The following is a 14110-nucleotide window of genomic DNA, read 5'->3' as shown; positions in this document are numbered from 1 at the left end:
AAAAATGCCCGTCTTTCAAACGAAGACAGGCATAAATCATAGATCTTTCAATTCATTTTCAACAAGCTTCTGTATTCTTTCCATCGCTTCCGAATCGATTTCCTCTATGGCAGCAGCCGCTTGCTCCAAAGATTTGCTGTATTCATAATTTCTGAACAACTGTTCAGCTTCTTTTAATTTTTTATCAAGGCCCGAATACGTGCTGCGGTATCGATTACCGTATTGTATTAATCTTTCGACTAAACAAACTTGGGCAATGATCTCATCTGTGTTTTCTTTTAATTGTTCGATGATGCTCACAGCATCGTTTAAATACGTTTGGACTCGATCCATATCGAGCGGAATTTCTTCAAGCGCATTGCTGACCTTTTCAAACGATTGCTGAGCAGTTTGTAATTGCTCCACGAAGCTTTCCGGAAGGCCGGGAATGTTGTTTTTTCGAATCGCCCGTTTAATCTCAGCCATCATTCGCTTTAGTTCTGCTAATTTGTCGCGCGCGTTTAATTCATCCTTTCTCAATGCCTGAAGCATCGAATGCCATTCGTTGTATTTTTCCTTTGCTTGATCAATTTGCTTATTAAAACTTTCCAGTTCCTCCTGTAAAACGGAATACGCAATATTGGAGTTCTCTATGCTTGCCAAAATATGCTTGTAATGATTTTTCAGTTGGTTCATCAGTTTATCCAACTCTTTTAGCTTGTCGACATCATCATTTGACAGCTGGTAGCTCTGCTGTACAAGACTGACTTGTTCTTTTAAATCATTTTTTTCCTCTAATAAAGATTGCAGCTTTTCCCCGGTTTTTTCCGCTTCTTGTCTTACATATTGGCTCGCATACACTTCCTTCTCAAGCATTTCATAAATGTTATCAATCGTTTCTTTTATGGAATCAAGACCCATTTTCACGTCTTCTGTCTCTGCTTCACTTAGCTTCTTTTTCAAGCCCTGCATTTTTTCCTCAATATGCGAAATTTCTTTTTCCACTTCCAAATGCTCAAGCTTGTAGCCATCCTCGAGCAGTTTTTTATACCCTTCTTTCAATTCGGAAATCTCGTTCGGCACAATCATTTGACATTCAGTTAAAAGCTTTGGAATCTCCTCTACTTTTAATTGGAGTGCTTCAAGCTTCTGTTTTTGTTCATCCAAAATTTCCTTCGCTGTTACGTAATTTCCTGAGTTCATTTCCTCATCAAATTTTTCCATTGTATGTAACATTTCATATAACTCTTTTTCCAGCCGTTCATACGCAGTTCCAAATGTATGGCGATGGGAGAGCAGTGTTTTTTTCAACTCTTTTAGCTGTTGTTTGACTGCTTCACCTTCTGTCTTATTATTGCTTTCTGTTGCAACAAGATCGTTAATGTGCTGAACAATGCCGGCTATTTGTTCTTCTATTTCTTTTAAAACCGATTCAATATGTAATAAAACTTCTTTTGACTTTTTAAAGCGGTATTTTTCAGCATATTCCTCCGCTTCAAACAGAAGCTCTTCCACCATCGGAAGCCTGCTAGTGACGATATCGTCCCAATCTTTTCGCCAGCGTTCAAACAATTCTTCTGTTTCTCCACTCATTATTAATTCTTTTACTTTGGACAGTTCATCTGTTATGGATTGATTCATAATGTCTATTTTCCAAGCTTCAAGACGGTCTACTTCTTTATAAATATTTTTTCGAAATCCATAACCGATTCCAAATAGAAGGAAAATCAATAAAATTAATACAATCACAACTTCCATTATGAGCCCCCTCGGTCCGTTTCACTTTCTTAAAGGGTATGTATATTTTAAACGACGTTGTCGAAAAAACTTTCAAAAGAAAATAATGTGTTCTCAATGTATTTATGATACCATGATAACGACATTTTTTGAGCAAAATTTTTAATTTTTTCACATAAATCTCGACAAACTTGAGGTGATTTCTATGAAAAAAGATGGACATGTTCACACCCCTTTTTGTCCCCACGGTACGGACGATTCATTTGAATTGTATATTGAAACTGCCATAAAAAAAGGATTTTCTGCTATAACCTTTACAGAACATGCTCCATTGCCGGAAGGGTTTGTTGATCCAACTCCCGATAAGGACAGCGCAATGCCCTTCAGTGATATCGACCGCTACTTGTCTATTTTGCTAGACTTAAAAAAACAATATAAACGCGATATCGATATTCATATCGGTTTAGAAGTAGACTATATTAACGGTTTTGAAAGAGAAACAGCGCAATTTTTGGACAAATACGGTCCTTTTCTTGATGACAGCATTTTGTCCGTACATTTTTTAAAATTAAATGGACAATATTATTGTGTAGATTTTGATGAACATACGTTTCAAAAAATGGCGGAGCTTTCAGGCGGCATCAATCATTTATACGAATTATATTATGCGACAGTATTAAAAGGGGTTGTTTCAGATCTTGGAAAGTATAAGCCGAAGCGGCTTGGACATATTACGCTAATACACAAATTTCAAAAGCTTTTCCAAGCCACATTTGATGAAAAGCCTTATATTGAACAGATTTTTGCTGAAATGAACAAAAGGGGGATGGAACTCGACGTCAACACTTCCGGTTTACGAAAAGCCTTTTGCGGAGAAATTTACCCGCCAGAGGATATTATACAAGCGGCCAAAAAACAAAGCATCCCTCTCGTTTATGGTTCTGATGCCCATAGCGCGAAGGATGTAGGCAGCGATTTTCCACTTTTTGAAAAAATGGTTTAGTCATTTGATTGTTTTTCGTTTTTCTGAAAAAGTATTTGTTCCAGCCATGAAACCAGCTGTTTACTATATTGCTTGACAAAATATTCTTCGTACGGATTAATATGTAAAACTTCATACATGTATTGAGGCTGTAAAAACGGCATATTTATTAAGCTTTTGAATTGTACTAAAAAATGGGGAATGTCTACTTGTTTAAATTGGTTCGCTCGCATCCCTCGTTCAAGCAGGTTAAGCAAATAATATTTTTCTTTCGCTAAATAAGTCATCATCACCTGGCGAATGAGAGTCGAATCAAGCGTTACTTCTCGGTGGACAAAACGGGCAAGCCGGCGGTTTTCATATTGATAGCGGAGAAGTTCTTCAACGATTGCCATAAGAGAGAGTTTTGGAGATTCTGTACATTTTTGATAGCATTGATCGATTACGTCTAAATAACCTTCATAAAACTTGGACACTAAATGTTCCAATAATCCGTTTTTTCCTTTAAAATAGTAAGAAATATGGGCGATATTTGCATTGGCCCGTTTGGCAATTTCCCTAACCGATGTTCCGGTGTAACCTTTTGTATTAAAAAGGAAAATTGCTGCATCAACGATATTTTCTTTCGTAACAGTGTTCGTTTTCGTTTGCAAGTGGATCACTCCTTTTGTTGATGGCTGTTAGAAGTTTTCTACCCGCAACGATATTTTCCTGCTATAATTTCTCGACAAAGTTCGTACTTACTTGTCATTTTGAAAAAGAAAGTGAGGAATTTCCATGTTTGTCGTCGAAAGTTATAATGGAACAAAAGAAGAAAATTATGAGCTTGTGTTAAAACAGCTTACAGCATTGATTGAAGAGGAAAAAAATGTCATAGCGAATTTAGCTAATGCATCCGCCTTGTTGAATCAATTTTTGTCAGAAATCAATTGGGTTGGTTTTTATGTAAAAGACGGAGATGAGCTTGTTCTCGGACCTTTTCAGGGGCTGCCGGCATGCGTCCGAATTCCTATTGGCAAAGGTGTATGCGGAACGGCTGCTTTCGAAAAAAGAACGGTGAGAGTGGCTGATGTAAATGAGTTCCCTGGACACATCGCCTGCGACGCGCGATCACAATCGGAAATCGTTGTCCCGCTTATTAAGAACGATGAGGTAATCGGTGTGTTAGATATTGACAGCCCGATTAAAAACCGATTTGATGAAATAGACCAAAGATATTTAGAAAAATTCACGAATATTCTTACAGAATACCTTTAATAGCCTTGTTTTTCAAACGCCGGAAGTCGTGAACAGGTGGAAATGAGCATTCAACTTTTGAACCCTTTCAAATGATATAAAAAAGGGTCCCTAGTTACGATCTGTCAAACGATTTTAACAAATCAGAGCAATACCTAGGAACCCTTTATGCTCTTTCTTGGTCTAAAACCGATACTTGATTTTTTCCATTGCGCTTTGCCTGATACAAGGCATCATCTGCTCTTTTAAAAAGAAGGGCAGGCGAATCATTTTTATGGGCTGCATCCCAACAGGAAACACCGCATGAAACTGTTACAGGCGGTTTCGTTGATTTCCGCACAGCTGAAACAATTCTGTTTGCCACTTCACATCCGATTTTTAAACCCACTTTAGGAAGATAAATGGCCAGCTCTTCTCCGCCCCATCTAGCTCCTACATCTTCCTCCCGTATGTTGTTCCTTATAGTTTTAGCAATTTGAATAAGCACTTTATCGCCTACTTGGTGGCCATACGTATCATTGATTTGTTTAAAATTGTCTACGTCTATTAAAATTAATGTGCCTCTTTGGTCTTCTTTAAACGATTGATGAACAACCTCGTCAAAATATTTTCTATTAAAAAGATTTGTAAGCGGATCTGTGATCACGAGCAATTCCAGCTTTTCCCGAAGCATGGAGTTCGTAAAGGCGAGTGTAGAATGAGACACAAGCGATTCCATTAATTTGTACATATCAAACGTGAAGGAATACGGTTCTTTACGCAGCACAACAGCAAATCCGATGATTTTTTCACTGTCGATCATCGGAACAGCCATTATTGATTTATAAACGGCTTCCCCGAGAATGGAATTGGAAATATCGCCAGTGAATACACTATTTTGCTCCAATATATTTTGTGCAACCCAATCAACGTAAGCCTTCGATTCATCTGAATGGAAAAACGATGTACTTTCTGAAAGCATGTTCCATTTTTTATTTTCATCAAAAATAAAAAAAGCGGCCTCATCTGCAGAAAATGAACGTAGCATTCTTTTAACCATGTATTTCATCGTATCTGAAATCCGCAAGTTTTTATTAATTTTTCGAGCCGTATCATTAATGAGCTGCAAATCGTTTACATGCTGCTTCGACTGTTCATACAGCTTGGCATTTTCCAGCGCTTTGCCGCCGGCCTTTGCCACTTTTTCGATCATATCGATTACGTCATCGATTTGTTCAATATGAAGTGGGATATGTACATCAATTAATCCATACACACCCTGTCTACCTGCAATCGGGACATAAATATAGAGCCCGTTTGACGAGCTTCTTACGACCATATCGCCTTTCAAAAAGGCTGTCATAGCTTCCTCATACTGATCTATTTCCTGCTCCAAATTTTTCACAGGAATTTCATGTCCTAATGAATAATCCATTGGCAAAACGAAATGGCATAATAGGTCGGGATACATTTGCCTCAAAGTGTTATAAAGCTTGTTTAACACTTCTTCTTCTTTCATAATGGAATAAAGTTCATCAGTTAATAAAAACAATTGATAATATTTTTCTTTAAGCGTTTTTTGCAAATATAATTTTTTTCCGTGAAAAAACATGGCAAAACATATTTTAGAAATTTTTTCTAGTTGTTGATTAGAAAGTTTGTGAAGTACACGGCCTCCTCTGAATTCCAACAGCATTTTTGGAGAGGATTCTGCCGAATACTGCAAAAACAATCGTCCTTTTTCTTTGTAAACTACAAATTGTTCATCGTCTTTGAAGCTAAATGATTTCGAAGCACCTTTTACATCGTCATTGCTCGAGTATTGGCATAAAAAAAGATTCGAACCGATCTCTTTCCAAATCGACACATTTTGAAGATTAAATGCTTTGATTAAAATGGCAAACATTTCATTAATAAATTCATCGAAATGCTGTCTGTCCGAATCATTCATAAGTAATCGGAAAAATAAGTTTTCAAAATGATCCCAATCCATACTCCACCACCTATAACCGGGAAAATAGACCTTATTACTTTAATAGTATTATAACATGAAGCACAATTTTTTTTGTGAAATAATTGGTATTTTTTTCACAAAAAATAGAAATAAATGTGTGAAGTTCGTCGGATTAAATATTCCTTTTCGCTGACAGCAAAGGAAATAATCTTGACACCGCTCATTTAAAATCATATAATGATCGTTGTGTAAAATATAGCAGCCTAAGGATTCGACAATTATGATGTCATTTTGTTCCTCAAATCTGAGGTGTACCGTGTAACTCTCTGCTGCTGGAGCGAAGGTACATGAAAACAAAATGTGCATAATTGAGAGAATCAGTCTGTTTGTATTTTACAATCGAAAATACAAAAGGAGGAGCAATATGTCTCGTTATACAGGTCCTACATGGAAAATTTCCCGCCGTTTAGGCATTTCTTTGAGCGGCACAGGCAAAGAGCTTGAAAAACGCCCGTATGCACCTGGTCAGCATGGTCCAGGCCAACGGAAAAAACTTTCTGAATACGGCTTACAATTGCAAGAAAAACAAAAGCTTCGCCATATGTACGGAGTTAACGAACGTCAATTCCGCAATACTTTCGTAAAGGCGGGCAAAATGCCGGGTATTCACGGTGAAAACTTCATGATCCTTTTAGAGTCTCGTTTAGATAACATTGTTTATCGTCTTGGCTTGGCTCGCACTCGCCGTCAAGCACGCCAATTGGTTAACCACGGCCATATTTTAGTGGATGGAAGCCGCGTGGACATTCCATCTTACCAAGTAAAACCAGGCCAAACGATTTCTGTCCGTGAAAAATCCCGCAACCTTCAAATCATTAAAGAAGCGGTTGAATTAAACAACTTTGTTCCTGAATATTTAACATTTGATCCGGAAAAGCTTGAAGGAACATACACTCGTCTGCCTGAACGCTCTGAATTGCCTGCGGAAATCAACGAATCGCTCATCGTTGAGTTCTACTCTCGTTAATAAAATTAGATTGTATAATTCAGTATTTAAAAACCCTGAAAACCTTGAGAAGAAAGGATTTCAGGGTTTTTTTGTTTCAATTTAGGTTTGATCACAATTTGATCATAATGTATTATTTTGGGGCAAGTGGGGCAGCTTTTGGAGCTACTTTTTATAAAAATGCGGACAGATGCTGAATTATTTTTATATACACGAAAGTACCAAAATGAGATTTAGAGCCTGTGGAAATCCTTGAAATCGTATCAGTAAATTCAGATCTATCACGATTCATAAAATGTATGTGCATAGTAAAACGTTTTTATAACTTAAAATTTTCCCTATTTTTAACTAATTCTTTTTACTCACATAAAATACACGGGACATTTGCTCTATTGAATTTAAATTGTTTAGTTTTGTGCCTGCATAGCATATCGTTGCAGAAAAAAGCTTGAAGACTCACTTCTTAAAACAAAAAAAGGAATTGAGTGCATAATGAAGAATATTTATATACGGCAATATTCTATTAGATTTATTTGTAAAATCCCAATAACGAATGCTTTCACAGCTGGTGAAATAATATCGATTAACGATCTTCTAATGAAATAGATGCTGATACATCGGATGACGAAGCAAAATTTGAGGTAGGAATTTAGTTCTTTACTCAAATTTAAAATTAAAAGTTGATGATGAGTAAGAAATCAATTTTTTAAAGGGTCTGCCTGATGAGTCCCTAAAATGAAGGATTTTGAAGAATTACTACTGTGAAGGACAAAAATAATTGAATAAAATTTGTAAATGTCCTTCATAGAGGCAATGAAGCCCAACAAGAAGCAATTATATGTGCTGAATGTCCGTCAGAAAACTTTTGAAGAACCAATTCAGAAAGAGGGAGCATAAGAAAAGTCCTTCATAAGACTTCTGAAGGATATAAAAAGATAGAAAAAATGGTCTGCCCGATAAGTCCCTAAAATGAAGGGGCTCGAAAAAGTCAGTTAACCCTGACCTTTTGGACAGCTCCTAGTTTCTTTAAATATTACAGTATTTCACGCAGGGGGGGACGATATATTGGATGATTTTAATTTGATTATATTCTTATGGAGAACTTCATTTGTTATTTCAATAATTACATTTATAATTGGTTTACTCCATCGTTCTTGGCTGTTTATGCTTATTAGTACTGTAACATTTTTACCAGTTGCATATTATTTTCTCGGTGCGTTAAACGCATGGCGGTTAGTTGGATATATACCAATTTTATTATTTTCACTTACAGTCCTGTTCTGGTTTCTTAAAAAAAGAAATAAAAGCGGAGAGAAAATAAAACGATAAGATCTTCCTCTTCAACAAAAGTATTTGAATAGATAAATGAAAAGATTGACCATAAAATTTGGCCAATCTTTTTTGCATAACCGTGTTATGAAAAAACAAGTGGAATATTGAAAAATCCAAGATTTAACATTCAATTGTCTTTCCTTTTCCCAAAGCCTACCGCAAGTCCTAGAAAAATATACGCATAGGACAGGATGATTAATTCCAAAAAGCCAAATTTATGAAAAATAAGCGAATCCGGAGCTTTTTCATCGATATAATCCCCCTTGCCAACCATATAAACCCCGACCAAGAGATAGATCACAATGGATATTGCCAAAAATAATTTACCGAATATAGTAAAACGAAATTTAGAAACAACTAACGCAATTATCATCCAATATCCTAATCCAAGTAAGACTAAAAAAATTGAAATATAATATGGCTCGTAAACAGCCAATTCACTAATTTTCATTGTTATCGTTCTCCTTGATTCCTTTATTATGGATTACATCCTTATATCCCGTCTCCACGGCTCCAAATTCCTTGGGGATTTCCAATTTCAATTCTCTTTCCTTTTCCCAAACCCTACTGCAAGTCCTAAAAAAATGTACGCATAGGACAGGATGATTAATTCCAAAAAGCCAAATTTATGAAAAACAAGCGCATCAGGTGCCTCCTCATCGATATAATATCCTGTTCCTACCATATAAGCTCCGACCAATAAATAAATTACAATGGATATTACCAAAAAAATTTTACCGGAAATCTTAAATTGATATTTGGAAATAGCTAATCCTATTAAAAATAAATAACCTAAACCGAGTAAGATCAACAAGATGGATATATATGTAGGTTCATAAACACTTGGTTCAATAACATTCATAATCATCTACACTCCTTCTCACAAACAAAAGTGTTCCATCATTCTCTAAGTTTGGGGCATCGACAGAAACCGATAGCTCCGAGCCCGCTTCTTGATCGTCTATGTCAATTTTCACTTCAAATCCATCTTGCCGAGAGATCACCTCTTCCCCCTTCTCCGCAGTCGGAACTGTTTCTAAATCTTCAATTAAATCACAGGGCAATTCGTCATATATACAGGCGATGATAATTGTCTGAAGATTACTTTGTGCATTTACTGGAAAACTCGTATAAAAATAAGGACAAAAAAGTGCAATGAAACCAAACAAATATTTTTAATTTTCATACAATTACCTATATAACTAGTATTTTACAATTAAAATAAAATTTGACAAGCTTTTCTTTATTAAAAAACCCACTCCCAAAGAGGGTGGAATGCTATGGATGAAGGTTATTCTTGCACATGTATTGGACATGCACTGTTAGTATTTAACTGTAGATGAGTGAATTCCATTACATTTATTACCATCTTCAAAAAGTAAACAAAGATACCCTTATGCCACTCGTAACTGGTGTTTAATGGAATCTAGTGGCACTCCTCGTTGAGCTTCGTAATAAATAAACTCAATGAGATTGTGAATTTTTCTCGATCTCACACTCGCAAGACCGGTTGAAAAATCACTTAAATATTCTGTCATGCAATAGATATACGTAAATTGTACGATGACCCAAAATCGTTTAATGCCTCGCTCATGTCGGGGCTGTCTAATAAGTCGATTTTCCGGCTTATAGACGTCCCTTTAATGTTTTAGAAATGTTGATTTTATGATGTTTCGTTTTCAATGGATTTTGACTTTCTGGACAGCCCCTAAAAGAGTATGAAAGGTTCGCCAACTGCACTTCTCTTCCGGCAACCCTCAAATGGTTACTTTTTATCTCTTTCCCCGTGAACGGATCTATCTTATTTGATCTGTAACTATATCATCCTGTATTTGATTCCGTATATATTCTTCAATTACTTTCTTATTTCTTCCTACCACATCCACATAAAAACCTCTGCACCAAAATTTTCTGTTGCCATACCGATATTTTAAATGTACATGTCTATCAAATATCATTAAACTGCTTTTCTCTTTTAAATATCCCACAAACGAGGAAACATTCATTTTTGGCGGGATATTTACTAACATATGAATTTATGAAGAAAGATACGAAACTTTATTTACTTTCCATATAAGCTGCGTTTCTTTTTCTAAAAAAGTTACAACCCACCCAAAATGATGTAAATGATCGGTAAATGTTACCTTATGATTTAGTGTCCATGTTAAATCCCCTAAATATCTCCAATAAAAAGATTCGTGTGGTCTGTCTACTCTTACCAATCTTTCTTTTTTTAAAACCTTATTTCCTTTTTGACGTTTTATTTCTAAATATATATCTACATAAGAGACTTCGTGTTCACATATAATGCTACATATATATCTACGATTAGGGCTGCTCTTTTTCTTATAGATAAATGTATTTTTGTAATTTAATTCTTTTATCTTGTTGTATATTTCACGAAAAATTTGCTTATCCCATCCTCGCTCATCAGCAAGTTTTTCCATACCCTCTTGTAACACTTCTAATACCATTTTCTTTTTTTCCAAGTCATCCGTAAGAGAGAAGTATTGATTATAATCCATTTCAACATAAACAGTAATAAAATCGGGTACCATTTCCATTTCAATTTCTTTCTCGCTTAATTTAGATAGATCCGGTACGCATTGAATGATAACCCCCTTTTCCCCATCTGTATGAATTTCGGGCAAAAGACGAGTATAAAGTGATGTAATACATCTTGTTTCATAATGAAAGATGGCGGACTTGCTTTGCCTATAATCGGTAAAGGGGCTTGTCTCACCAGTATCATAGTCAACTATTACAGTATGATCAAAATAGTTTATATCACTTGGAATAGAAAGTTGAATATCCCTTATAACAGTCATTTTTTCACTTCCTTTTATTAAATTTATGGACGATAGTGAAATGGAGGTGATAATTTGTTGTTAGGCTGGATTCTATTAATGTATTCCTTATGCCTTTTTTTCCATCTCAGTGCATTATACCTACCACGTATGTTAGTTTTTACTATTCGTGAAGCATACCGATCTTCCTGTATTGCCTATTCCACTTTCTAACTTGTCTTTCAGCGCGATATGATTTTCCCTTTTTAGAAATCCTTCCACTACTAATACCAACTTTAACTACTTTATTAGTTTTTTATCATAAATTTCATATCCATGATGTATCGCAGAATTTCTTTTACGATTCGAATGATATTTTTTTGAAATTTTTTTATACTTCTTGTAGACCTTATAAATCTTATAAGCTCTATAAGCCCCCATTCCAGCTATAATAACAATATGAGCATAATGCCCATCCGGATCGACCAGCATCACCGGGTTGTTGTTTGCATACGTATAGCCGTTCTGCGTCAAGATATCGTCCGAATCTCCCAGATCAGGGTCCATGGACAAGAACACGCCATGAGTTGGATGGTAGTATCGGGCGATCAAGTAGTGATGTTAGACTAAAAAGTAGACACAGATTATTATAGTAATAATAGACTGAAAAATGAGGTGTCTACATGACAAAAAAACAAAGGCGGTACGAGGAAGACTTTAAGCGTCAAACTGTTCGTTATATTTTGGAGGAAGCGAAATCCGTTGCACAAGTGGCTCGTGAGCTCAAAATTAACGAAAATACTCTTCACGGCTGGATGAAAAAATATAAGCAAGAACCTGAAATAACAGAAACCCAAACTTTTCGATCCGAAGACCACGAAGTTCGTGAACTGAAGAAACGTATTCGGGATCTGGAGGAGGAAAACTCCATCTTAAAAAAGGCGATGCACTTCTTCGCGAAAGACCATCGGTAAAATATTCATTTATCCATGAGCATCGCTTCGATTACCGATTGGAGAAGATGTGCGAAGTATTGAAAGTTTCTCGAAGCGGTTATTATAAATGGCGTGATCGTCCCAAAAGTGCTAGACAAGAGCGTCGAGAAGAATTGACGCAGGAAGTGCGTCGTGTGTATATCGAATCTCGCCAACTGTATGGGAGTCCAAAGGTTGACAAAAAGCTTAATCATGAAGGCATTAAGGTTTCACAGAAGACGGTTTCCCGCATAATGAACAAAGAGGGAATGAAGTCTCGTACCGTGAAAAAGCATAAGGCTACCACTAACTCAAAACATAACCATCCGGTCCACGAAAATGTCTTAAACCAACATTTTACTGTTACGAAACCAAATGAAGTATGGGTAGCTGATATCACATACATTCCAACGGATGAAGGTTGGCTTTATCTAGCTAGTATTATGAATAGTCGGCTGGCATATAGAGTGTTCAATGAAAAAGGAGCTAGTGTTAAGTGCTTTAAAGCAAGCCTATCAGCGTCAACAACCACAAGGTTCTATCCTCCATCACTCTGATCGAGGGAGTCAATATGCTTCAAATGACTATCAAGCTAAGCTAATGGAATACGGAATGAAATGTAGCATGAGCCGCAAAGGAAATTGTTATGACAACGCTTGTATTGAATCATTTCATGGGGTTATAAAAAAAGAACTAATCTATCAGACTCGTTATAAAACAAGGGAGGAAGCAAAAAAGAGCATATTTGAGTATATAGAAATATTTTACAATAATAAACGTATTCACTCCGCAACAGAGTATTTTTCGCCATCTGAATACGAACGTATGTACTATAAAAAGGGAGCTTAATGAACATATTAATAGAATAGTTAGACCCGAAAATTTACCTTTTAAAAATAATTAGGACAACGTCGTAATTATTTTTAAAAGGCCACCAAGCGATAGCGCGGTAGCTGCGAAAAAAAATCTATAAATTTTTGTGTCTACTTTATTGACCTAATATCAGATTGCAGGGCGGATTGAAAACGTCATTCAACGTTATTTTCCAGAGTTTTTCGATGTGTTTGGAGATTGGAAAGGGAAAGCCGCCTTTCATACCTTGTGTATGTTTCCATTTCCTTCTGATATTCAAAAGTTGACACCAGAAGAAGTACTACAAAAATGGAAACCGCATGTACAGCGTGGAGTTGGGATTAAAAGAGCAACCAGACTCGTAGAGGCAGCGAACAAGAGCGTTGGGATTGAGGTCGGAATCCAGTTCGCTAAAAGAGAATTGGATTGTCTATTGGATCAATATCAACTTTACAAGACACAGTTAGCCCAATTAGACGAGGAACTAGAAGGCATGGTTGAAAGCATACTAGGTGCGAAGCAAATGACGAATATCCCGGGACTCAGTCATACGACCATCGCTTTGTTCTTTGCGGAAGTAGGGGATTTGACCAAGTACAATCATCCGCAACAATTAGTCAATCTGGCAGGGCTTTCGTTAAAAGAACACAGTTCGGGCAAGTATAAAGGGCAGACGAAAATAACGAAAAGAGGTCGCCATCGCTGCGAAAAGCATTATACCTAGCCATTCGCCCACTGGTTGCCCATAATCCTGTGTTGAAATCCTTGTACCATTACTATACCAATCGACCAGACAGGCCATTAAAGAAACAACAGTCACTGATTGCCTTGTGTTGTAAACTATTACGCGTGTTATTTGCCATAGGAAAGAAACAGTGTGAGTTTGATGGATCAAAGCTATTACAAAGATTACCTCAATTAAACGCATTACAGGTTGCTTAAAAACCTTTATCTAACGACTTATGATTCTGACAAACACCAATAGTGCAGAGTTTGAGTATATTTTCACCATTCGGGCCTGACCCTGTATAGGAGCATATCCAACTTCCACCTCATGGATACGCAGGACAAAGGAATGTATGGAACTTATCATCCAGTGATACATGGGAGAGTAGCGACCATGAGAAGTGTGGAGACTTCTAGCACGGTCATACAGTATATTACAGATATTGTAAATCTGTTCGATAAGACGGACACTACCATGTAAATATATTGAATTAATATCCACTAACATGAGGTGAAGAAGCTATGGAAGTTAGTGAAATTTAAAGAAAACGTGAGAATTCTGAAGAA

The 14110-nt window shown here is 36.4% G+C and carries 12 protein-coding genes and 3 pseudogenes; 5 read left to right on the top strand and 10 right to left on the bottom strand.

Annotated elements, in window-relative coordinates; translation table 11 throughout:
- Positions 1–36: 36 nt before the first annotated feature.
- Positions 37–1737, bottom strand: coding sequence for a septation ring formation regulator EzrA (gene ezrA, locus NSQ61_RS01070; RefSeq protein ID WP_340805718.1), 1701 nt, complete (start codon positions 1735–1737; stop codon positions 37–39).
- Between the two features lie 184 nt (positions 1738–1921).
- Between ezrA and hisJ the strand changes: the two genes are divergently transcribed.
- Entirely contained in the window at positions 1922–2719 is a 798-nt protein-coding gene (hisJ, locus tag NSQ61_RS01065; RefSeq protein ID WP_340805715.1) for a histidinol-phosphatase HisJ, read from the top strand.
- Here the strand turns inward: hisJ and refZ are convergent.
- The gene (refZ, locus tag NSQ61_RS01060; protein WP_063387364.1) at positions 2716–3351 is read right to left on the bottom strand and encodes a forespore capture DNA-binding protein RefZ; all 636 of its coding nucleotides are present in this window, start codon (positions 3349–3351) and stop codon (positions 2716–2718) included. The genes hisJ and refZ overlap by 4 nt on opposite strands.
- 124 nt (positions 3352–3475) lie before the next feature.
- Here refZ and NSQ61_RS01055 point away from each other — a divergent pair, with 124 nt between their 5' ends.
- Entirely contained in the window at positions 3476–3955 is a 480-nt protein-coding gene (locus NSQ61_RS01055) for a GAF domain-containing protein (RefSeq protein WP_063387363.1), read from the top strand.
- 145 nt (positions 3956–4100) lie between these two features.
- Here NSQ61_RS01055 and NSQ61_RS01050 read toward each other — a convergent pair whose 3' ends face one another.
- Positions 4101–5906: a sensor domain-containing diguanylate cyclase gene (locus tag NSQ61_RS01050; RefSeq protein WP_063387362.1), complete on the bottom strand. Its 1806-nt coding sequence runs from the start codon at positions 5904–5906 to the stop codon at positions 4101–4103.
- Between the two features lie 385 nt (positions 5907–6291).
- Here NSQ61_RS01050 and rpsD point away from each other — a divergent pair, with 385 nt between their 5' ends.
- Complete coding sequence (gene rpsD, locus NSQ61_RS01045) at positions 6292–6894, top strand: 30S ribosomal protein S4 (protein WP_063387361.1); 603 nt, start codon at positions 6292–6294, stop codon at positions 6892–6894.
- Positions 6895–8332: 1438 nt separating this feature from the next.
- Here the strand turns inward: rpsD and NSQ61_RS01040 are convergent.
- The 7 genes and pseudogenes from NSQ61_RS01040 to NSQ61_RS01015 form a co-directional block, all read right to left on the bottom strand.
- A complete protein-coding gene (locus NSQ61_RS01040) occupies positions 8333–8656 on the bottom strand; it encodes a hypothetical protein (RefSeq protein WP_144597833.1) in 324 nt (107 codons plus the stop codon).
- Between the two features lie 87 nt (positions 8657–8743).
- Positions 8744–9067 (bottom strand): hypothetical protein, encoded by a 324-nt coding sequence (locus NSQ61_RS01035; protein ID WP_311066393.1) that lies wholly within the window; start codon positions 9065–9067, stop codon positions 8744–8746.
- Positions 9054–9209 carry a hypothetical protein gene (locus NSQ61_RS01030; protein ID WP_327856530.1) on the bottom strand — a complete coding sequence of 52 codons (156 nt, stop codon included), beginning with the start codon at positions 9207–9209 and terminating at the stop codon, positions 9054–9056. Before NSQ61_RS01030 ends, NSQ61_RS01035 begins: the two co-directional genes overlap by 14 nt.
- A 766-nt stretch (positions 9210–9975) precedes the next feature.
- Positions 9976–10241 (bottom strand): annotated as a pseudogene (gene tnpA, locus NSQ61_RS01025) (IS200/IS605 family transposase); the annotation flags it as partial.
- On the bottom strand, positions 10242–11033 hold the full coding sequence (locus NSQ61_RS01020; RefSeq protein ID WP_130158291.1) for a hypothetical protein: 792 nt from the start codon (positions 11031–11033) through the stop codon (positions 10242–10244).
- Between the two features lie 142 nt (positions 11034–11175).
- Complete coding sequence (locus NSQ61_RS20185; protein WP_420534713.1) at positions 11176–11265, bottom strand: hypothetical protein; 90 nt, start codon at positions 11263–11265, stop codon at positions 11176–11178.
- Between the two features lie 26 nt (positions 11266–11291).
- Entirely contained in the window at positions 11292–11558 is a 267-nt protein-coding gene (locus tag NSQ61_RS01015; protein WP_327856531.1) for a hypothetical protein, read from the bottom strand.
- A gap of 116 nt (positions 11559–11674) precedes the next feature.
- Here NSQ61_RS01015 and NSQ61_RS01010 point away from each other — a divergent pair.
- Together NSQ61_RS01010 and NSQ61_RS01005 are read left to right on the top strand one after the other, a co-directional pair.
- Positions 11675–12814: pseudogene (locus NSQ61_RS01010) on the top strand (IS3 family transposase).
- 163 nt (positions 12815–12977) lie between these two features.
- Positions 12978–13759, top strand: a pseudogene (locus tag NSQ61_RS01005) (transposase); the annotation flags it as partial.
- Between the last annotated feature and the right edge of the window lie 351 nt (positions 13760–14110).

The sequence above is a fragment of the Aeribacillus sp. FSL K6-1121 genome, assembly GCF_038003725.1.
Taxonomy (GTDB): domain Bacteria; phylum Bacillota; class Bacilli; order Bacillales; family Aeribacillaceae; genus Aeribacillus; species Aeribacillus composti.
Note: the sequence above shows the minus strand (reverse complement) of the source record. Positions and strands in the feature narration are given on the sequence as shown.